This window comes from Flavobacterium sp. MAHUQ-57 (assembly GCF_051908335.1).
GTDB lineage: Bacteria > Bacteroidota > Bacteroidia > Flavobacteriales > Flavobacteriaceae > Flavobacterium.
On sequence record NZ_JBPZTE010000007.1, the window covers coordinates 748173 to 770884 of the forward strand.

At 37.0% G+C, this 22712-nt stretch carries 16 protein-coding genes and 2 tRNA genes; 4 read left to right on the forward strand and 14 right to left on the reverse strand.

The features are described 5' to 3' along the window. Positions 1-2: 2 nt before the first annotated feature. Positions 3-476, reverse strand: coding sequence for a hypothetical protein (locus ACS8MM_RS11455; protein WP_379716938.1), 474 nt, complete (start codon positions 474-476; stop codon positions 3-5). Between the two features lie 68 nt (positions 477-544). Here ACS8MM_RS11455 and ACS8MM_RS11460 point away from each other — a divergent pair, with 68 nt between their 5' ends. After that, complete coding sequence (locus tag ACS8MM_RS11460) at positions 545-1048, forward strand: DUF456 domain-containing protein (protein ID WP_379716941.1); 504 nt, start codon at positions 545-547, stop codon at positions 1046-1048. Positions 1049-1077: 29 nt separating this feature from the next. On the opposite strand, the gene ACS8MM_RS11465 is transcribed toward ACS8MM_RS11460, so the two are convergent. The 7 genes from ACS8MM_RS11465 to ACS8MM_RS11495 all read right to left on the reverse strand — a co-directional run bounded on the left by ACS8MM_RS11465 (position 1078) and on the right by ACS8MM_RS11495 (position 4688). Then, positions 1078-1365, reverse strand: a complete 288-nt coding sequence (locus ACS8MM_RS11465; protein ID WP_379716944.1) for a hypothetical protein — start codon at positions 1363-1365, stop codon at positions 1078-1080. A 121-nt stretch (positions 1366-1486) separates the two neighbouring features. Next, a tRNA-Asp gene (locus tag ACS8MM_RS11470) sits at positions 1487-1563 on the reverse strand. Between the two features lie 238 nt (positions 1564-1801). Then, positions 1802-2092 carry a GIY-YIG nuclease family protein gene (locus ACS8MM_RS11475; protein WP_379716947.1) on the reverse strand — a complete coding sequence of 97 codons (291 nt, stop codon included), beginning with the start codon at positions 2090-2092 and terminating at the stop codon, positions 1802-1804. 111 nt (positions 2093-2203) lie between these two features. Continuing rightward, positions 2204-2280: transfer RNA gene (locus tag ACS8MM_RS11480), tRNA-Asp, on the reverse strand. Positions 2281-2366: 86 nt separating this feature from the next. After that, positions 2367-3293, reverse strand: a complete 927-nt coding sequence (locus ACS8MM_RS11485) for a DUF58 domain-containing protein (protein WP_379716951.1) — start codon at positions 3291-3293, stop codon at positions 2367-2369. 41 nt (positions 3294-3334) lie between these two features. Next, positions 3335-4210: a hypothetical protein gene (locus ACS8MM_RS11490; RefSeq protein ID WP_379716954.1), complete on the reverse strand. Its 876-nt coding sequence runs from the start codon at positions 4208-4210 to the stop codon at positions 3335-3337. Between the two features lie 10 nt (positions 4211-4220). Next, positions 4221-4688: a T9SS type A sorting domain-containing protein gene (locus tag ACS8MM_RS11495; protein ID WP_379716957.1), complete on the reverse strand. Its 468-nt coding sequence runs from the start codon at positions 4686-4688 to the stop codon at positions 4221-4223. A gap of 137 nt (positions 4689-4825) precedes the next feature. Here ACS8MM_RS11495 and ACS8MM_RS11500 point away from each other — a divergent pair, with 137 nt between their 5' ends. After that, positions 4826-5188 carry a nuclear transport factor 2 family protein gene (locus ACS8MM_RS11500; protein ID WP_379716960.1) on the forward strand — a complete coding sequence of 121 codons (363 nt, stop codon included), beginning with the start codon at positions 4826-4828 and terminating at the stop codon, positions 5186-5188. A 50-nt stretch (positions 5189-5238) separates the two neighbouring features. On the opposite strand, the gene trxA is transcribed toward ACS8MM_RS11500, so the two are convergent. The 4 genes from trxA to ACS8MM_RS11520 all read right to left on the reverse strand — a co-directional run bounded on the left by trxA (position 5239) and on the right by ACS8MM_RS11520 (position 13836). Further along, the gene (gene trxA, locus ACS8MM_RS11505) at positions 5239-5556 is read right to left on the reverse strand and encodes a thioredoxin (RefSeq protein WP_379716963.1); all 318 of its coding nucleotides are present in this window, start codon (positions 5554-5556) and stop codon (positions 5239-5241) included. 99 nt (positions 5557-5655) lie between these two features. Further along, entirely contained in the window at positions 5656-7575 is a 1920-nt protein-coding gene (locus ACS8MM_RS11510) for a hypothetical protein (protein WP_379716965.1), read from the reverse strand. Between the two features lie 21 nt (positions 7576-7596). Beyond that, the gene (locus ACS8MM_RS11515; protein ID WP_379716968.1) at positions 7597-12138 is read right to left on the reverse strand and encodes a hypothetical protein; all 4542 of its coding nucleotides are present in this window, start codon (positions 12136-12138) and stop codon (positions 7597-7599) included. Between the two features lie 12 nt (positions 12139-12150). Beyond that, positions 12151-13836, reverse strand: coding sequence for a hypothetical protein (locus ACS8MM_RS11520; RefSeq protein WP_379716971.1), 1686 nt, complete (start codon positions 13834-13836; stop codon positions 12151-12153). 237 nt (positions 13837-14073) lie between these two features. On the opposite strand from ACS8MM_RS11520, the gene ACS8MM_RS11525 reads away from it, so the two are divergent. After that, complete coding sequence (locus ACS8MM_RS11525; RefSeq protein WP_379716974.1) at positions 14074-14778, forward strand: LytR/AlgR family response regulator transcription factor; 705 nt, start codon at positions 14074-14076, stop codon at positions 14776-14778. Further along, positions 14775-16823, forward strand: a complete 2049-nt coding sequence (locus tag ACS8MM_RS11530; RefSeq protein WP_379716977.1) for a tetratricopeptide repeat-containing sensor histidine kinase — start codon at positions 14775-14777, stop codon at positions 16821-16823. Before ACS8MM_RS11525 ends, ACS8MM_RS11530 begins: the two co-directional genes overlap by 4 nt. Positions 16824-16868: 45 nt before the next feature. Here the strand turns inward: ACS8MM_RS11530 and ACS8MM_RS11535 are convergent, their stop codons facing one another. Both ACS8MM_RS11535 and dnaE read right to left on the reverse strand, forming a co-directional pair. After that, the gene (locus tag ACS8MM_RS11535) at positions 16869-17819 is read right to left on the reverse strand and encodes a hypothetical protein (RefSeq protein WP_379716980.1); all 951 of its coding nucleotides are present in this window, start codon (positions 17817-17819) and stop codon (positions 16869-16871) included. 106 nt (positions 17820-17925) lie between these two features. After that, complete coding sequence (dnaE, locus tag ACS8MM_RS11540; protein ID WP_379716983.1) at positions 17926-22440, reverse strand: DNA polymerase III subunit alpha; 4515 nt, start codon at positions 22438-22440, stop codon at positions 17926-17928. Between the last annotated feature and the right edge of the window lie 272 nt (positions 22441-22712).

Below are 22712 nucleotides of genomic sequence, written 5' to 3' on the forward strand. Positions count from 1 at the left end.
TTTTACTTAAAAACAACCGGAACGATGAATTCGGATTTCACTTTTACACCTCTTTTAATTGCAGGTTCCATTACTGGGAAATCGATCAATTTTGACTGAAGTACACTGTCTGCTTTAACTTTGTCAAACGAAAGACTGTCAACTGCAAAATGAGATTGAAACAGAACCTGAGCATCTGGCATAACCGTTACTTTAACATTCAATGTATCTTGTTTCGGATAAAGAGATTTAATCGTATCATTATTCAATTGCAGTTGCAACTGAGAAGCTACAAAATCGAAAAAACATTGTTTGCGCTGCAATTTATCGGTTATGGAATCACATTCTACTGTTGAAGGGAATTCATCTACTTCATCCCAATTGATTTTATTCAATTCCTTTTGCAGTAATTCTTCCTTATTCGGAACATTTTTTTCAAAATACTGGCAGCTTAGAACCAAAAAGAACAAAATGACAAGCAAGCTAATTTTTTTCATTGGAGATAACGAATCAGGTATTTTGATAATTGTTTATATTTAGGGTCAAAAGTACTAAAAATAGTGATATGGATACAATATTGTTGCTTATCGGTTTCGTTTGTGTTATTGGAGGTATAATCGGGAGCTTTTTACCAGCATTGCCCGGGCCGGGTTTAAGCTGGATTGGATTATTGCTTCTTTACATGACCGATATAATTCCGGATAATTATTGGATACTCGGAATCACACTTTTCATTACCGTTGTCATTACCATTTTAGACTATGTGATTCCGGCAAAAGGAACTAAGAAATTTGGAGGAAGCAAATATGGCGTTTGGGGTACCAATATTGGTCTCATTGTAGGGATACTTTCCCCAATCCCGTTTGGATTCATCATAGGTCCGTTTGTTGGCGCATTTGTTGGTGAATATTACTACGGCAAACAAGAACGAAGTCAAGCACTAAAAGCCGCCACAGGTTCTTTCATAGGATTTCTAGCAACCACATTTATCAAATTTGTAGTTTGTATTGCCTTTCTTGGCACCTTTATTTATGTCGCTTGGGATTATAGAGAATTATTGTTCAAATAAAAAGCCCTTCATCCTGAAGGGCTTTTTATTTATGGTTTTGATCCGTCTTTAATACTCACTAAGTGAGCACTCTCGTGAACACCTAGCCCATTTGAAGTACCAGTAACAGTAAAATATACTTGACTATCACTTAACATTGCTGCAGCACCTAATGGATTTGTGGTCGTTTGTTGATTAACACTTGCAGCCAACAAGTTCCAACCTGTAGATGCCCCTATTAGTGCAATTATTCCGGTATCCCCTCCTACAACTGATTGCAATTCTTTCTCGGCAAGATGCGAATCTTTGGTTCTATTTTTAAAATCTGATAAATTCATATGCTTTGGTTTTTTATTGTTTATGTTTCAAAACTAAAAAAACTGTCTCATACTCGACTCACCCGTTTTGGGTGAATTTTATACAATAAAAAAGCCCCGTAAAACGGAGCTTCTTTTTTACTGGCGGTCTGGACGGGACTCGAACCCGCGACCCCATGCGTGACAGGCATGTATTCTAACCAACTGAACTACCAAACCAGTGCTTTATTGCGGTTGCAAATATACAACCGTTTTTCATTTTCGCAAGTCTTTTATGCTTTGAACTTCAGTTTTTCTTCTATTAATTTCATAAACCGCTCATAGTAAATACGTTTGGATTCAAGAAAAAAAACACAAATTAAGCAAGGAACTGACATAAAAATAAAAAAGCCCTCCAATCAAATGGAAAGCTTTTCATCTCGTCTGATGACGAGACTACTAAACCATTCCGATTGATTTATCTCTTTACAAGTCTATCAATTGATAAACGGTTAAGTTTCTTCAATCTTTTTTCCTCTTTCAAAGCTTCTGTTTTAGTTTCAAAAGTCATAGAATAAACAAGTTCCCAATCATTTGTGGATGATGTATAATTGCTCTCCCCTAGATTATGTTTAATAAGTCTAGCCTCTAAGTCTGAGGTAAAACCCTTATAATAAACATCTTTCGATACAGAATAAATACTATAAACGTAAAACATGAACCGACATAAAAATAAAAAAGCCCTCCAATCAAATGGAAAGCTTTTCATTGGTCTAACTACTAAACCATTCCGATTTTACTCGGAACTAAACAACACAACTAATCTTAAATATCTTAAGAGGGCAAAAAAGCTCCGTTTTTAACGGAGCTTCCTCTTTACTGGCGGTCTGGACGGGACTCGAACCCGCGACCCCATGCGTGACAGGCATGTATTCTAACCAACTGAACTACCAAACCAGTGCTTTATTGCGGTTGCAAATATACAACCGTTTTTCATTTTCGCAAGAATTTTTTAAAAAAAAATAAAAATATTTTTAATTCAACTATCCAAACTTTTGTTTTTCAGCCAAATAAGTCGTTAAAATTTTTTCAAATTTCTCATCAACTGAGACCGGAACATACTTAATTTTATACATTGCACAGGTATTAGCCACTTGATCGAAATACTTTTTAACTACCTTTTCATATTCTGTTTTGACATTTTCGGCAAAAAGATTCACTTGTTCACCTGTTTCAAGATCGATAAATTTGCGTGGTGTATTGTCAAAATTAAAACCGAACTCTGTTTTTTTATCAATTACATGAAACAAAACCACTTTATGCTTGTTATGTTTTAGATGCTGCAATGCTTTAAACAACCTTTCATCATCTTCTCCCTGAAACATATCTGTGAACAATATAATCATAGAGCGTCTGTGCATTTTTTCAGCAATCTGATGCAAATACGTAATTGTATCTGTTTTTTTTGGCTCTTTTGGAGACTGTAAAATTTGCTCCAATTGATTTAGAAGCATTCGATGATGGCGGTCACTCCCTTTTTCCTGCGCATAATATTCGTACGAGTCGGAATAGATACTTAACCCAACCGCATCTCTTTGTTTCTTCAACAAATTCATTAAAACAGCAGAAGCCAGCACTGAAAACCCTATTTTATTTTCATAAAAAAATTGATTATCGCCTAATTTTGGATAGTGCATTGAAGAGGAATTATCAATAATCAGATGACACCGTAAATTTGTTTCTTCCTCAAAACGCTTGGTGTACAGCCTATCGGTTTTAGCAAACAATTTCCAATCGATATGCTTTGTACTTTCACCTGTATTATAAATTTTATGCTCAGCAAACTCGGCAGAAAACCCGTGAAAAGGAGATTTGTGCATTCCCGAAATAAACCCTTCAACGATTTGGTTAGCCAACAACTCCAAATGTTGGAAACTCGAAATCTTCTGTATTTGCGTATCGATCTTCATACTTCAAATATATTGAAAAGATCAATGGAATAAAACGTTTATTAATTTCCAATTTTCATAATCGAAATTCCACCATTACCAATAAACCATTGTCCCGTAGGCATAGGACTACCAATAGACAACTGATTGTATTGAAGTTTCAACACATCTCCTGACGTCAAATTTACAATTACCGATTTTGAAGGGCGCAAATAATTAAACTTTCTAGCCGATGTCAATGTAGGTGGTGATCCATACATGTCAAAATAGATCTCAATCGCTACTGCATTAGCCAATTCAGTTGCTGAAGTACTATTATACACTCGAACAGAACAATTACTGTCATATCCAGGCTCAACTCCACTGATAGTTTCATTCGAATTCGACGCATTCCCATAAAAAGACAAGAAATATTTACCCGATTCAGGTACTACAACAGCAATATCCGGATCATCTTGCCATAAATTTCTAGCGGTTCTAGACAAGAAAGTGGTACTATAATCCGATGCGGAAGCCGAAAATTTAGGATTAATAACATTTTCGGCCAATTGCGCATAAGGCACCGACAACAATTGACTTGCTCCGGTTATAGTATAGTTCGTACCGCCAGTTGGGTCGGTTTCAGTTTTAACAAAATAAGGTCCGTTTGCCCAATTAATTGCCGAAAAACTTCCTAGTACCGGTGATCCGCTTCCAATCTCTAAGGAAACCACTCCATTCGTATTGGTCATCAGCGAATGTGTTTCTGAATACACAACCGTTCCAGCAATTGATGTTTGAAGAATACTGATTTGCATTACTACTGCACTGTTGACTACCAAGGCATTACTACTGTTTCGGATAACAGCCTGATAGCTAATTTTTTTAGGAACCTGAGCACTAGCTATTGTATTCAGGAATAACAAAAAAAGCACAAGTAAAAGTTTAAATTTCCCCATACCTATTAATTTATTGATTCTTAATAATTTTAAACGTTTTCAATTCTTTATTCGAGTTTTTCACTTTCAGAAAATAAATAGATGCTGACAGATGTTCCATTGGAAAATAAATCTCCCGTTGAGCGACCGTACCTTCTTTCAACATTCTTCCATTCATATCATAAAGAACAAACTGCAATTCTTCAGTTAACACCGAATTGATTCTAAGATTGACACCATAAGCTGTCGGATTAGGAAACAACTCAACTTCTTTATTTACCGAAGCATCATTAACATTCAACGTGATAATCTCAAAAGGAAGTTGTATTCCTTCATTAACCGCACCAGAACCGGTATAAGAAGAATAAGTGACCTGACCGACAGAATAACTCACATTACCATTGGATCCTGAAATATCTCTTCCAGAAGCATTCACAGATTCTTGTGAAAAAGCCTCAACCAAATGCAGTAAAAACCACAGATACATTATTTTTCTCACTGTTCAAATTTTAATTAGCATCCTAATTTATTTAATATCAAATTATTTCACTAAAAATACCGACCATCAACTTATAAATTAGATAAAATCATTATTTTTTGGAGCATTCCTTATCTTTGAAAAACAAATTAAAATTAATGAACTCAGAAAATTTACAGTCGATTGCCTATAAGTGGTTTGATGCTTTTAACGCCAAACAGCTTGAAAAACTATTAGCACTTTATGATGATGAAGCGCAGCATTTCAGTCCGAAATTAAAAATACGCCAACCGGAAACCCAAGGATTAATTATTGGAAAAGAAGCGATGCGAGTTTGGTGGCAAGATGCCTTTGACAGACTACCAAGTTTAAACTATAAAGTAACTTCTTTGACCGCCAATACAGATCGAATTTTTATGGAATATGTACGCCAAGTGGAAGGAGAAGAAGACATGCTTGTTGCCGAAGTATTAGAAGTTCGCGATGGAAAAATCATAGCATCGAGAGTCTATCATGGATAATAAAAAAGCCTGACTATGTCAGGCTTTTTTATATTACATTTAATGTTAGATTATAACAATGCATCAATAGCTTTCGTGTAAGTGTCTTTTTGAGCAACCCCAACTTGACGACCAACTACTTCACCATTTTGAAAAATCAATACCGTAGGGATGTTTCTTACACCATATTTAGCTGCAAATTCTTGGTTTGCATCTACATCTACTTTACCAACCACAGCTTTACCATCATACTCAGAAGAAATTTCTTCAATGATTGGACCTAACATACGACAAGGACCACACCATGCTGCCCAAAAATCTACTAATACCGGTTTACTTGATTGTAATACTACTTCATCAAAAGTAGCATCTGTTATTGCTTGTGCCATCTTATTTTTTTTATTAATTGTAGGACAAAAATAGAATTTTATTTCTAAATCCAAGCCAATTGAAAATCAGTTTTATTGATAGTTCTATAAATTAAAACATTATGAATTATTGAAGCTGATTTTTTCCGATTTAATACGGATGTCATCTACCGTAATGATTTCTACAAAATATTCATAGATAACACCTTGCTCTGTTTTTTCATCCGTGAAGGCACGTTCCGAAACTACAAATGGAACTCTCACAAATCCGGATTCTCCAGAACGCTTGAACAATTTGGCTTCCTGAACATCCTTCGGATCAATACCGTCTACTTTCAATTGCACCTTTTTAGAAGTCATTTCTTGTGAAGCTGTCAGACGAATTGTTTCCGCACGTCTTTCAGCTGTTGCAATGGCCATTTTATTAGAAGGTTTTGAAGCCAATTTAGCAGAATCTACCGCTTTAATATAATATTCCAGCTGACCTTTTACTTTTAACTCACTACTAAATGACACTGCACGTACTGGCTGATCGTTTAATTTTGTCTCTCTTCCTTCATGTATCTGATACACATCGTATCCTAAAATAGCATCCGTACGAACCTCATCCCATTTTAAAATCACTTGACCGTTTTCCAAATTTGCGTCTCTTAAAAAAGGTGCTTGAGGCGGGACCACATCAGGTAACTGCACCCAAATAGCTGCTTGTGGACTTTCGTTGAATGATTTGTCGATTGCTGTAACCTTGTAAATAAATTTAGTTCCTGCTTTTTCATTGAATGTATCCACAAAATTTGTTTCACTTTGAGGTGTAACATTCAGAAGTAACATTTCATTTTCATCATCATCTTTTAATCCGCGATAAATACGATAACCTGCTAAATCTTTTTCATCATTGGCACGCCAAGACAATGTTATTTTACCCGGATCTGATTTTGACATTACTTCCTTGGGTGTTTCTGGTGCGGAATGATCCGGTACAAAAACACTTGCCGGCATCGACCTGCTAGCATTATTCGATGGATCAACCGCTTCAATTTTATAGTAAAAAGTTCCGAATGCTTCTTTTTCCAATTTTTCGATATACTTGGCATCAGAAATTAATGACGCATTGATTTTAGCAAAAGTTTTCCCTTTGTCGGTACTTTTTAAAACATTATAACCAATAACCTCTTTTGCTGGAGAAGCCAACCAAGTTAAAAGCACCTCATCATTTTTACGTTCCGCTTTAAAACCTTTCACTACTGAAGGTGGTGTAGCATCTTTCACTTCGATTTTAATTTCAGCTGAAGCTTTACTTTCGGTATTCAAAAATGTAATCCCTTTTACTGCGTAAGTATAACTTCCTTCTTTCAAGTTGGCGTCAACATAACCAATTTGATATCCTGATTTTTCCAAGTTCGCCATTACAGGTTCCGAATTGATTTTAACACCGTTCCGATATACGTTACAACCCATAAAATCCTCATTGTTTTTCCAAGTTAATTTTACATTTTGTTTCTCTTGTAAACCTTTGAAATTCTCAGGTGCCGATGGGATTTCACCTGCTACCAATCCGTTTAAAACCGCGATTTCTTTACCGGTTGAACTCTCAACTATCTTGTAATTGTATTTTTTTTGAGCAACTGCAGAATTATCCTCAAAAAACAAACCGAGATGTTTGGCCACCTGACTGTCAAAAATGGCAGCCAAAGACAATTGGTAAGCTTCATAAGCCTTTTTGTTCGGATTCGTTTCTTTAGAGTTTTTCGATTTGATGTAAAACTCGTACGATTTATCGTTGGGAAACTGATTTTTAGACGATTTCAATTCTGCTTCCGTAATGATTACCGAAGACACGATTGGGTTATTGTTCAGTTTTTGCCACGTGCTATTAGATTCACTTCTGAAAATATCAAACCCCGTATTCCCTTTCAGGTTTTTGGTCATCCATTTCAACTTTACTGCATTATTTTCGGGCGCACCAAACAATTTGTATTCCTGCGCATTCATTACGCAAGACAACAAAAATACAACGCTGAATATATATCTCTTTTTCATTTTCTTAAATATTAAAATCTATTATAGACTAATGCTAAATCCTCCGTTGGATGACCATCTAGCGTGTAACGTAAAGTTAGGTATCCATCGGTGAACGTCACAAACCACACTACCGTCAAAAACTACCGGATTAGGCATCGAGACTGTCAAATTCGCTGAAACGCTACAGCCTCCACTAATACAACCATCAAATGCCCAAAAATCGACACAACCTTTTCCGTGGGCGCTACCGCTAAACCAAGCCGAACCCGTTGCTTGGAATGGAGAATAAGCTACATTTAAAGATGCACCCAAATCGGAAATTAAACGTCCTTGAGCTGAAGCGATACCTAAATCCAACCCTTTCCAACCCGAATCATAATGGTTATTGAATCCTAAAGCCACCCGTTTTGTATCGAAATTCAACCATACACCTGTAGAAAACCCACTTCCACACAATACTTCGGCAGTAATTGGAGCTTCCTGACTTCCTACATTAAGATAAAAATCATCCGCTCCGAAATGAAAACTAATAGCATCCTCATTTGCAGCTCCTTCATTAATACACACTATATCTTTAATACCTCCCCAAATTTGCCCTTTACCATCTAGGTATTTATCAATCCAATTCAGTTTACCATTCAATCGAGCCTGAAGCAATCCGGCATTATTACTATTTTGAGCAATGGCATCCCCTTTTACAAAATAATCGATTCCATCAATGCTCCATCCTTTAAACTGTGTCACAATTTGAACATGACCATGCAATGTAGCCCCTTGATCATAGGCAGTACGGACATCGGCTTCGGCGGCAATCCCTAAGGAATACTGCTTATTAGGCACCATCTTCGTAATTTGGCCCATATTATTATATGTAGGTTGAATATGGTAGTAGGTTTTACCGCCAAAACCATGTGCTTCTAAAATACCAGGGACAATTGGTATTTGAACAAATCCTTTTTGTTTGAATTCGAAGAACCAATACGTATATTTTCCTTCACTCGCCAATGTTTTACCTAAAACCATCTTTGCTTCCAACTGTTTTGCATCTGGTTGTTTGGCTTCATAATAGCCCCCTAATTCAAAATAATTCCCCCAAACTGGATCATTCGTTTTGATTTTAAATCCACCACCAAATTTCTGCGCACCGTCTTCATAACCGCCATTTACTGCTTTTCCATCGTCAGCAATTTCAATTGTATTTTCCAAAGTAGATACATAATGATCATTCTCTGCGCTTGGGCCTTTCAAAATTCCTTTAGGCACTGTATCACCATTAAAGCTCGGACTAACCGGACTAGAATAATTTGGATTGGCATTGTATTCGGCCGTAACATCAATCATTTGTGGTGAAACTTGTGTTCCATGGTATACAAAACCCATTTCTTTTTTACTTGTTGTTCCTATTTTTTCACCCAAAATCAAATCACCAGAAAACAAAAATTGAGCATCGGTTTTAACGCTATTTCGTTTTATTTTCATTTTATCGATTCCAAAACTAAAGCGATAGTAGTTTGCCCATTTTTTAGTTCCTTCGCACATCGATTCAGAATTATCGGCAAAATTACTATTGTAAGAAACCGCACCCGATGCATCGATAAACAAATCACACATTGACATATTATTGGTTTCTAAACCTTTATTTTCTGAGTTTTTAATGGTCAAATTAGGAGAAACCACAATAGCATCACTTTCAAGTCTTCCTGACCAGAGGGTTATATAGGCGTAGCTCCCGGAATCCGTTTTAGACAGATAATATTTTTTATTGTAATCAAAACTTAAATTAATTTCCTGAATTTTTTTATCATCTACATTAATCATCAAACCAGCCCAGTCATTAACAAACGGAGCAAACAATTTTCCTTCTACGTTCAGATAGATTAATTTATTATTATTGATCATAAATGAAGACTTATTCAATTTTGACGTAAACCCGGCGATATCTACTGTGTTTTTGGTTTCAACTCCAGGTTTGGTATTTGTCGTGTAACCTTTCCCTTTATTATGTACTTTATCAAATGAAAGGTTCAAAACCGATTGTTTAGTTGCTCCTTGTTTTTTGGGCAGATTCACTTCCACACCAAACTTATCAAAGTTCAAACCGTTACTGTAGGATTCAAATTTAGATTCGATACGACCATCATCGGAAAGATGAACATATGTTTCAGTTACTTTCGCATTAACGGAACCATCTTGGTTGATTTTCCACTTTAACGGAGTATCAAATTCGTAACGGAAGTTCAAATTTTTCTGTTCTTTAAAAGGAATATTCAAAACTGCAAAATTGTTATCAATCATACTGGTAGGAAACGCTTTTGGCACTTTAACTTTTCCGCTTAATAGCGTGGATGCTTCTAACTTTTTAACATTCACTTTAATTCCGTCCGCCGGATCAAAATCAACACCAATTCCTGAATTCTCAAGATTTTGCATGCTTTTGCTTTTTAGCACCACTGTACCATCAAACTTATTGGCAAAGCTCATTGCTAAAGTTCCGTCGGCATTTGTTTCAAACTCATACTGTTCATTGGTACTTGATGATCCTTGTTGCCAGATAAACCAGTTGGAAAACCATTTCATAGAGACTTTTCCTTCGGTTTTTCCAGAATCGTTAGTTACTTTAAACAGTTTATTTTCGGCATCCATTGCTCCTTCCAACTTAGCCGTCATTTTAATACTATTCAAAGCCAATTGAAAAGCACCTTCACAGTCTTTATTGGTACTTAATTCGATACGATTATTGGGGAACATTCCTTTCGTGTTCATTTCAATAGTTCCTTCAACTACTGCCCATTGATAGGTTTTCAATTTCGGGAAATAAGCAATCGGACGAATCTTTAAATCTTTGAACCAACAGGTAACTTCTTTTCCACCTTCCCAAAGCAGTATTTTTCCTTGACCGGCAAACGAGTCCTGCTTTTTATCATTTATTTTAGTGATTTGAATACCATAGCCATTCATCATCAAACTTTTCAAATTTGCTAGTTCTGAATTGTCTTCAACAAATTCTACATAATCAGGAAGACTACTATCTACCATCATTCCATTCATAATTCCTAAAACACGCCAAGCCATTAAATTCTTTTGCTGATCTACCTGTGTTTTAAAACTGAAACTTGTTTCTTTGAAAGGACCGATTGAACCATTAAAATCTGTATTCGAGAACAGTTTCTCGCTAACCTCATTTTTATTTTTGATGTATTTCCATTGTATAATATAATGTTGTACGGTTTTGTTTTTGGATGCTGTCCAAGCATACGTCATATTCTCGCCTCCGGAGATTTGTTTACCGTTGATTGGTGAGATTAATTTAATTCGATCTGCTAAAGGCGCATCCGTAATTTCAAAGGTTTCAATCACACTTTTTTCAATTACTTTTTTATTTGCATCTAAGCCCACAACACGCCACGCATTTTTCCCTTTTTTAGCTGCCCATTTACCTTCCATTTTTACACTAAGATTCATTTGCGCATCTAGTGGATAATAATTGTATTGATCGGCAAATAAATCTTCTGACACGTCACTCCATTCCTTGATGGTTTTCTTATCATTGATCTGATCTGTGGTTTGCACCTGGTACGATTTTACATTTGGGTTTTTTGAAGGCGTCCACGAAAAATCAAAACCATGACCACTACTCACCGCTTGATGGTTGATTGGATACACTGGTTTTAATCCGAAGTTGGTATTTTGGTTTTGCGCAACTACAACTGCCTCATTCCCTTTGTACTCAAAACTGCACACCTCGCTATTTCCTTTATTCTGCGTATTCAATGGAGTTCCTCCTCTTACGCCAGCTGGCAATAAAGTAACACGCCATGCATATTTTCTCCCTTTACGCATTTGTGGATGAGATGGCCCATAAACAAATGAATACGCACTTGTAGTCGTTTCAAAAAAAGCCGGAGTCGTTGCACTATTCATGGCTTCATTCGGATTACGAGTAGCAGGAATTAATTCTACTATTTTTAGTTTGTACTGACTTCCAGCTGGTGCGCCTGCCGAGGGTAGCCACGAAAAAATAACATTTTGGATAGTACCCGCTATAATTGGTTCGTCACATCTAGGCGTAATCAATTGCGGTGGCGTAATTTGTTCAATATTAAACGAATTACTACAGCCTAATGGTTCCGGACTACTTAATGCAGCGCCGGTATTGTAATCTAAAACTTGGATACACAAAGTATAATTACCTTCGGGTATGCCTGTCCCTCGAAACAATTCACTTTTACTAATTCCACTTACAGTCACCGAATTGAATTCGAGGTAATTCCGCAAATCCAAGCCAGTCAGCATTTTTGACTGATAAGCTGTTAATTGCAATGGTGTTGAAGGCCTGTAACTATCCGAAGTTGCCACAGTAATACCATTATCACCAGTTATAGTTGCTTTTAATTTCACATTCGCATTAGTGTAAGACATCAATGTAAGCATTACCTTGTTCGAACTGTTTATGTAATCTGGTAAATACGTAGAATACGGAGGCAGAACCTGAACCGTAACATTTACAGTTGGTGTTTGTGACCAAGCCAAATGCGTCAGAAACAACAAAATGAAGTTTAAAAATTTAAATGTATTTCTCATAATCCCCAAGTATTAAAATGTATAGGTATACCCTAAATCTATATTGTATTCATTGAACGAAACTCCGGTTCCGCTTTTCGCTTTATTCTCAAGATATGTCCCTCTTAAAGTGAGTCCGTGGTGTTGGTTAAAATTATACGTATTCTGTAACGTTACATTTAAGATATCTGCAAAGTTCTCTCCGTTTAATTTTTGTTGCGAACCATTCGCGGTAAAGCTCAAATTCATTTTATTTTGCAAAAAAGGTTTGGCAAAATTCAATCCCACTCCATTCAAACGATTGGTATTCAAATCCGAAGTAAAGACGGAAAGCAAGTAATTAACTCCAATCATAAATCCAGACTTGTTAAAAATAAAATTGCTGTTATAATTCAAATTATCCACCTGATATTCTGTTAATGAAGCCGTATTCGGATTTCTATCTGTCATCCATTGCTTGTTTAGCATTAAAGTATGAAAGTGTGTCAGTTTTTCTTTAACGAAAGTCAATCTCGGCATTAGCACCATATTTTGGGAAACATACGATTGTTGAGTAGCTTGATTGGGGATTTTTAATCCTTTACCTTGTTCTCCGGAATAATTGGCATACATGGCATTGAACCCGAATTTTTGTGAAATAGTCCAGTCTACGCCTATATTACCAATAAACCTTTTTGTGGTATACGATTTTTTATCCATTAAATTATCTCTCTGCTGACCCACACTACTTGCAATTTTTAATTTATTTTTCAAGAGATAAACTGAAGGTTCCAATGTAATGTTCTCAATATCTGTTTGAAAATAATAGGCACCCATGCTTTGGAAATCAGGCTCAACACGACGGTATTTCGCTTTAATTTTATACGTCTTTTCTTCATATCGTACTTCTGTTTGATAAGCATTATACCATTGAGAAGAGGTATTTATAGTCATCAGTGATTTGAATTTCTCTACCACTGAATTTTCATCCATAGTAAAACTTGCCGCATTAACATCTCTTGTATATACACTCGAAGCGACGTCAATATCCCAAAATAAATGATCTGTAAATTTCATTTTAGAAGAAACCGCCGCTACAACATTTTCACCCGCTAGAACCTCGGTTTGTGTTGGAACTGTATTTAGTGAATTTTCATCGTCTTTCCCTTTTAGCACTATCACATCCACATGACTGGTTTCCGTACCATAGCCCACTCTCATTGCATACCCCATTCTTTTGTAGGCAGGTGTAATTGCTTCAGGAGAAGTCAAATCCTCTTCAACGGCTCTATTGAGTCTTCCATACAACGCTCCAAAACGGAATTTTCCTGGGTTAAGCTCGACACCTACTCCCATAGTTGTCTGCCCTGCCCAGGAAAAAGGGGACCAAGTCAAATTCGTATATCCTAGATGCATTTTGGCCCATTTGTAACTTGGACTAATGCAAAATTGGTTGAATGGCTGACGAAAAGAACGTTCTTGCTCGCTAACGGTTAATGAAAATGGAATTTCAATCCCATACAATTTCAAAATTGGGTTTCCCGTAAAATACCAGGAAAAATCTTTACGCCGCGGATCAATACCATTAACATTATAATAGGAACCAAAAGCAGATAATGTTCCAGAAATTTCTACTGGTTTTTCATCCGATATTGTTTCCAGATCCTGTGAAAATAATTTTGGTATTATTCCACTGGTTAAAAGCAAAACCATAACCATTATCCATCTTATCCTTTTCATAGTTTGTTCGTTTGTTTTTATGCTGAAAAATCGATAAAAAGCAAATAAAGTCGATGAAATACAAATTTTATAATTATCAGTGTTTAAAAGACTTACCAATTGTTTTTAACAAAATTTTAAGCCAAATTTGCGTCGGTATTTCTATCAAAAAAAACACCGATATACGAACGACATTAAAAATAGACGAACGACATTTTGCAACTTCGTTTTTTTTATATTTAGGCAAGAACTATCATTATGAAGCAAATAAACTGCATCATTGTTGATGACGATGAGATTGACAGACTGATGACCATTTCAAACGTCAAGAAATTTCCTCAATTCAATTTAATTGGGGCGTTTGACAATGCAGAAAAGGCACTGAAAGTAATCGAAAAAGAAAAAATTGAGGTTTTGTTCTTGGATATTGACATGCCAGAAACCAGCGGATTTGAAATCAGACAAAAAGCTGCTCAGATTCCTGTTTGTGTATTTATTACGGCACATCCGGAACATGCTTTGGAAAGTTTTGATTATGAAACATTGGATTTTATTATTAAGCCATTAAAAACCGAACGTTTTAAAAATACTGTTACGAGAATTGAGGAATTTTTAGAAATCAAACAAAAAGCTGAATTATTTGAATCCAGCATTGGTGGTGATACCATTTATATAAAGGAAGGACATGAGCAAACCAAAGTGAAGCTCCATGACATATTGTATTTAGAAGCTCTTAAAGATTACACTTTGGTAGTAACCAGCCAAAAAAAACACTGTGTGCTTTCAAGTATTGGAACTTTATTGAAAGAAAATCATTTTCAGTCGTTTGTTAGAATTCATCGAAGTTTTGCCGTACAAAAACAATATGTTAAAAAGATTGGCACTCAGGAAATTGAATTGAACAATAATATTTCCATACCAGTAGGCAGGAGTTTTAAAGACAATTTAAGTTTGATTGCATGAGAAAAATCGGTTTGATTTTACTCCTATATCCGTTACTATTTTTCGGTCAATCCCGAAACACTATAGCTATAGGTTTACTTACCGAATGCGAAAAAGTCAAGAATGACAACAATTATAAGAACCTTATTACTATAGCTAATAAAGGGATTCAGTTGTCTAACAATGATACCTACTTACTTGCACGTTTTAACTTTTACAAGGCCTACGGTTATGAATATGATAATAACCAGTACGAAAAAGCGATTCCGTATTTTGAAGCTTCATGGCGTTATGCTCAAAAAAATCAGCATCTTAAAGAGGAAACCCTAGCAATTATGCGCTTGAATTACTTGTATTATTCTACCAAACAGTTTCAAAAAAGAGAACGGCTAATAGAATACATCAAAAACGTATTAGACACCACTAAAAGCGTGTATACACAAGGCATTCTTAATGGAAGTTTAGGAGAGTATTATCTTGACAAGTCCGAAATTGAGCCTTTTATCGGATACAAACTCAAAGCCATCGAATACCGAAAGAAATTCCCAAAAGAAGACGCCAGCAACACCGTAAACATTGGCATTTCATATTCACAGATTGGTCAGGCGTATATCAAAATGAAACAATACGATAAGGGTATAGAATATTCCAACTATGCCAGACCTTATATGAAAGGATCACCAAATGCATTGGCATTTTTATATAATGATTATATTAAGTGTTATACTGGAAAACAGAACCAAGACAGTATTACTAAGTATTACAACGCCATTTACCAACTTGTTTCAAAAGAAGATTCCCTTCATATTAGTGTAAGTTCGGCAAATCGATATATGGCAGAATATTTCATAAGCAAAAACAATTACACAATAGCTGTTCCATTTGCTAAAAAAGCCATTCTCTTTGCCAAAAAATCCAATGATGCTGAAATTCTAATGGAATCACAAATCACGCAAGGTAAGTTGCTTTTCAAGGAAAAACAATATGAAAAAGCCATTGCGATTTTACAACTTGCATCCACACACGCATATGAGTTTGACAAAAATTCTTTTATTATCATTAACCAATTATTATCGGAAAGTTATGCACAATTTGGCGACTGGAGAAAGGCTTTACTTTACCACAAGATTTATGCAGAGACTTCTGAAAGAATGCTGAATGAATCTGCAAAGCAAACTATAGCGAATGCCGAAGCACAATTTCAAAACAGAACCAAGCAGGAAAAAATAAATTTACTTTCTGCCGAAAACCAAGTGAAAAACCTGCAAATACAAACCACACGAAAAAATCAAATTTATTTAGGATTAGGCATTGTTCTTCTCTTAACCATTGCTGGTTTATTGTACCGTCAAAATTTAATCCGAAAACACACCAATAAAAAATTACAAATCTTAAATACAGAATTGGACCAAGCCAATAAAACTAAGGCTCGTTTTTTTAGCATAATCAACCACGACTTGAGAGGTCCGGTAGCCAATTTAATCCATTTTTTGTATTTACAGGAAAACCATCCGGAACTATTGGATGAGGAAAGTGAAAAGAGACTAAAGCAAAAAACCACAGAAGGAGCCGAAAATCTGTTATCATCTATGGAAGATTTATTATTATGGAGTAAGAGTCAGATGGAAAATTTCGAACCTCAACCTCAAAAAATAAGCGTGGATTCTTTGTTTTCAGATACAGAAAAGCACTTCTCTAATTTTGACTCAATTACTATTGTTTATAAAAATCCGGAGAAGATCGAATTATTTACGGATGAGAATTATTTAAAAACTATCCTTCGTAATCTCACCGGAAACGCAATAAAAGCGTTAGAAAAAACCGAAAATCCAATCATTGAATGGAGTGCGTATTCTGAGAAAAACAAAACTGTCTTGACCATAAAGGACAATGGCCCGGGAAGCAGCAAAGATCAATTTAGAGCGTTATATGACGAAACAACCATTTCTGGAATTTCATCTGGTTTGGGATTGCATCTTATCCGAGATTTGGCCAAAACTATTCATGCAGAATTAAAAGTAACCACGCATCCTGAATCTGGAACAATCATCACTATTACATTATAAAAAAGGAGCTCAATGAGCTCCTTTTATACTATTCTAAATTTCGAATTATAGAGTGTATTTTAAACCTAAAGTCAATCCTAACCCACTGATTCCAACATAAGAACTGATATCGTCAGTTGCTTTGTTGCTATCAAAACCAGAAGCATTTGTTACTTTACTATTTGACGTAGATGTTAATTTCTCAACATAGTTTACATGCTTTGCAGAGTAAGAAGCATCCGGTCTGAAGGTTGTTGAAGTGTTTAATCTGTCAACACCATTTTCTGTGTACACTTCAGTTTCTTTTGATTTACCACTAACTGTGAAGTTACGGTATTCTACTTCAGCAAATGCAGCTAATTTGCTAGTCAATTTGTACGATGTACCAATAGCCGACATGAATCCAACAGTTGGATTTGGTTTTACAACATCTTTTGTATAAGTCTTAGTCAATACAGCACCAGAGTTGTTTGTGTAGGTACGATTAGTTTCGATAGTCAAATCACCATAAACTGGAACGATTACACCTACTTTTGTGTACGATTCAAAACCACTTGATTCACCTAAGAATAAAACCAAAGCGGGAGAAAAATCCAATGCTTTAATTCTACCTACAGCTGTACCGTCTACAAAAGTTGGTCCTGCTGCTACTAATCTATGGATAGTGTGTACCATTGTTTTGTTGTTTCCGCGGAAATAATTAATTCCCATTTCAACACCTAAACGCTCTGTAAAACGATATCCTGTAGTTGCACTAGCACGGAAACCTTCTCCGAAAGATCCATGGTTAGTTTCTCTTGAAATTAAAGTTGTACCATCAGCAGCATAAATATCTGTGTTTGGTAATTGTCCAGAAACGATTGGGAATTCTGTTGCGGCTGTTTGCATAAAGTAAGAACCTCCTACTTTGAAATACAATCCTTTTTTGTCATTTGCAGACACTGTTGTATCTGTTGTTTGTGCTACCGCAGTAACAGTGGAAGCCATAAATATGGCAAAAACTACTTTTTTAAACATGATTACTTAATTTGGGGTTTTTGTTTTTGTAAGCCCGCAAAATTAATAATATCAAGCCATTCCACAAATTTATTATGCGCTCATATAAACATTAATAATTAAAAAACTAATTTATTTTAAAATTTATTTGCATTTTTTCTAAAGCCTGTAAAAGCTCGGAAGTAATCTTCACTTTTATCTTACGGCTGGGCATTGAGAGCATATTTTTAATTACAATTTCTTCTTTTTCTTCCGGAATATCGATTTCTACTTCGGTGTCTTCGGTAGAGACATCGTCATTCGCTTCGACAGTTTCCGGCATAGAGACCAATTGCATTTCTTTTTTAATTCTTTCCAATTCGATGACTTCGAAAGTAATTTGGTGATCTCCAGGGTTCATGATAAACAATTCGTGAAGCTCCTTCACCAATGTTTCCCTTAACTCATGAATAGAGAACTGTATGATCATCTTCTTGGCATAGGTAGGTAAAACATCGGCTAGCATTTTTGCTTCCAAAAACTGTATTCTTGGGTCTGATTTTTTTCCTGTTTCTCTATTCACCCATCCTTCTTTGACATTGATCTTGAAGAAAACGAATTGATTTTGGAGTAAAAAGTGACGAAATTTCAAGTATTCTTCATCGAATATTCTGAATTCAAAACTTTCATCATATCCTTCCAGATTGAATGTGGCCCAACCTTTTCCGTTTTTAGCGGTTCGGTGTTGTACATTACTAACAATACCTCCAAAGGTCAGGTTTTTTGTTACAAACGGTTCTAGATTTTTCAGCTGATCCAACTTCACGTTACAGAAATACTTCATTTCGAAGCGGTAATCATCAAGAGGGTGTCCTGAGATGTAAATCCCAACTACTTCTTTTTCACGAGCCAGTTTTTCCATGGTATGCCATTCTTCACAAGGTGGCACTGTGGGTTCCGGAATCTGTACGTCAGAAGCTTCACCAAACAAACTTACCTGAGAAGAGTTTTCATTCTCCTGAGATTTAGACCCATAGCGAATGGCCTTTTCCAAGAACGTAATATTATCCCCATCGTGGTGGAAATACTGTGCGCGGTGCGTATTGGTAAACCCATCGAAGCCGCCTGCCAAGGCTAAGTTTTCAAACGCTTTTTTATTAGCTGCCCTAAGATCAATACGCTTAGCTAGATCAAAAATGGATTTGTATTTCCCATCTTTACGGCATTCTACGATAGTATTTACCGCTCCTTCACCAACTCCCTTGATTGCTCCCATTCCGAAGCGCACTGCATAGTTCTCATTTACGGTGAACTTATAAAACGATTCATTGACATCCGGGCCTAATACTTCCAGTCCCATACGTTTACATTCCTCCATAAAGAACGACACTTGTTTGATATCGTTCATGTTATTGGAAAGAACCGCTGCCATATATTCGGCGGGATAATGCGCTTTCAAATAGGCTGTTTGGTAGGCAATCCAGGCGTAACAAGTCGAGTGCGACTTATTGAAGGCATAACTCGCGAAGGCTTCCCAGTCGGTCCAAATCTTATCCAACTTCTTTTCATCATGACCATTGGCCACCGCTTGATCGATGAACTTCGACTTCATCTTATCCAGGACATCCTTCTGCTTCTTACCCATTGCTTTACGAAGTACGTCGGCATCTCCTTTCGAGAAATTCGCTAGTTTTTGGGACAAAAGCATTACCTGCTCCTGGTATACTGTAATTCCATAGGTTTCTGATAAATACTCTTCACAAGCATCCAAATCGTAAGTAATCTCCTCTTCCCCATTTTTACGGCGGACAAAGGAAGGAATATACTCCAATGGCCCAGGACGATAGAGAGCATTCATGGCAATTAAGTCACCGAAGACCGTAGGCTTCAGTTCCTTCATATATTTTTGCATTCCGGGTGATTCGTATTGGAAAATACCTACGGTTTCACCTCGCTGGAACAACTCATAGGTTTTTTGATCATCAATAGGGAATGTGTCCGGATCCAATTCGATTCCGAGACGGTACTTTACCAATTTGACCGTATCTTTTATTAATGTCAGGGTCTTCAGACCCAAGAAGTCCATTTTAAGTAATCCGGCGCTTTCTGCCACCGAGTTATCGAATTGTGTTACATACAAATCCGAGTCTTTAGCGGTCGTTACCGGAACGAAATTGGTAATATCATCAGGAGTAATAATTACCCCACAGGCATGGATACCGGTATTACGCAAAGACCCTTCCAACACTTTGGCCTGTTGAATGGTTTCTCCTGAAAGTTCCCCTTCATTTGCGATGGCGATTAACTCCTTTACCCTATCGAATTCATCTGATCGAAGTGCTTTTTTGACATCTTCTTCTTTTTCAGAAAGGAAACGCGCCAGATTCCATTTGGAGGGCATCATTCCCGGAATTAGCTTAGCGATTCTATCCGCTTCGAATAATGGCAAGTCCAATACACGAGCGGTATCACGGATAGCTGATTTGGTAGCCATTTTACCATACGTAATAATCTGCGCTACCTGATTGGCTCCGTATTTATTGATTACATACTCCATTACACGACCACGTCCTTCGTCATCGAAGTCGATATCGATATCGGGCATGGATACACGGTCAGGATTTAAGAAACGCTCAAAAAGGAGATCGTACTTGATGGGGTCGATATTCGTAATTCCGAGACAGTAGGCTACTGCAGAACCTGCAGCCGATCCACGACCAGGACCCACCGAAACATCCATATTACGAGCTTCGGCAATGAAATCCTGTACAATCAAGAAGTACCCTGGATACCCTGAATTCGAAATCGTCAATAGCTCGAAGTCTAGACGTTCCTGAATTTCGGGTGTGATTTCACCGTATCTTCTTTCGGCACCTTTCATGGTCAAGTGACGTAAGTAAGCATTCTCACCTCGTACACCTCCATCTTCAGCATCTTCAGGCACCATGAATTCTTCCGGGATACCGAATTTAGGAAGCAATACATCGCGGTAGAGCGAGTAGGCTTCGGTTTTATCGATAATTTCCTGAATATTGATAATCGCTTCGGGTAAATCAGCGAAAAGCTTTTTCATTTCCGCTTCCGACTTGAAATAGTACTCCTGATTGGGTAAGCCATAGCGATAGCCACGACCACGACCGATTGGAGTAGCTTGCTTCTCTCCATCCTTCACACACAACAAGATATCGTGCGCGTTGGCATCTTCCTTAGCCACATAGTACGTATTGTTGGTAGCAATCAGTTTGACATCATGCTTTCTTGCGAAACTAATCAAGGTTTGGTTCACCCTGTTTTCGTCTTCTTGGTTATGGCGCATGAGTTCGATATAGAAATCGGCACCGAACTGCTCCTTCCACCACACCAAAGCTTCTTCCGCTTGGTTTTCCCCTATATTTAAAATCTTAGATGGAATTTCTCCGTAGAGATTTCCTGACAAGACGATGATATCTTCCTTGTACTTTTCGATAACGGAACGGTCGATCCTTGGTACGTAATAGAAACCCTCGGTATAAGCGATGGAAGACATTTTAGCCAAGTTGTGGTAACCCTTTTTATTCTTAGCCAGGAACACCACTTGGTATCCGTTGTCTTTTTGTGTTTTGTCTTTATGATTCAGACAGATATTGAATTCGCAACCCACGATAGGTTTTACCTCCACTTCAGTAGGTTCTTCTCCATTGGCTATTGCTTCATCATTCTTTGCTTTGGCTGCCTTGTTATGATTGAGCACCGCACTTACAAAGTGGAATGCTCCCATCATATTTCCGGTATCGGTCATGGCTACGGCCGTCATTTTATTCTTGACCGTTGCTGCCACTAGATTCGGTATAGCGATAGTGGATTGCAAGACAGAAAACTGTGTATGATTGTGGAGATGTGCAAAGCGCGCATGCTCCAAATCCTTTATACTCTCTTGGGATACCGGTGTATCGACTACTTCTTGTTGAGTCTGTTTCAGTCGTTTTCTAATCTCATCGGAAGCGGCTTTCAGATTGATGTGTTTCAATCCGATAAGCTGAATTTCCTGTGGATTACTTTCACGGAACTTATCGTAATAATCTTCCTTAACGTCCAGTTCTTCTTTGGTGAAGACCTCACGTTTGATCAATTCCAAGAAACATCGGGTGGTAGCCTCCACGTCGGCAGTTGCGTTGTGCGCTTCTGCGAAGGGTTGTCCAAAAAGGAATTGGTGCAATTCGGTTAGTGTAGGCAATTTGTAGCGACCTCCACGCCCACCGGGTAATTTTAATAAATCGGCAGTCGTTTCGGTACAAGTATCCAATACCGGCATTTTGACCATATCGGAACCTACATTCATTCGATGGAATTCACACCCCATGATATTGACATCGAAGCCTACGTTTTGGCCGACGATATATTTGGCTTTGGATAAAGCGATATTGAATTTTTCGAGTACTTCACCTAGGGCGATACCTTTTTCCATAGCGAGTTCGGTTGAAATACCGTGAATACGCTCGGCATCGTAAGGGATATTGAACCCTTCCGGTTTGACCAGATAATCCTGATGTTCGATTAGATTTCCCATTTCGTCGTGGAGTTGCCAAGCAATCTGAATACAACGAGGCCAGTTATCGGTATCGGTAATAGGAGCCGACCAACTGCGGGGTAAACCGGTGGTTTCTGTATCGAAAATTAAGTACATCTATCTAATTATTAGGACAAAAGGCAATAGCCGTTATTAAAATATCAAGTTTTCAAAAATACGGTTTTTTTTGAGTTATGAATTATAAATTATGAGTTATAAGTTGCTCTTTAAGTTAATTATTTGAAGGCATTGAGGTTCTGTGGTACTGCGGTTTTTTTTGATTGTGCTTGACGTTCACTTGTGTTTTCATTTGTAAGTTTCTCCTCCTGAAATCTTAAAAGTTTTTTAACCTGAGCACTTCAATAGCTAAGAAGTCAAATCCTCTAATA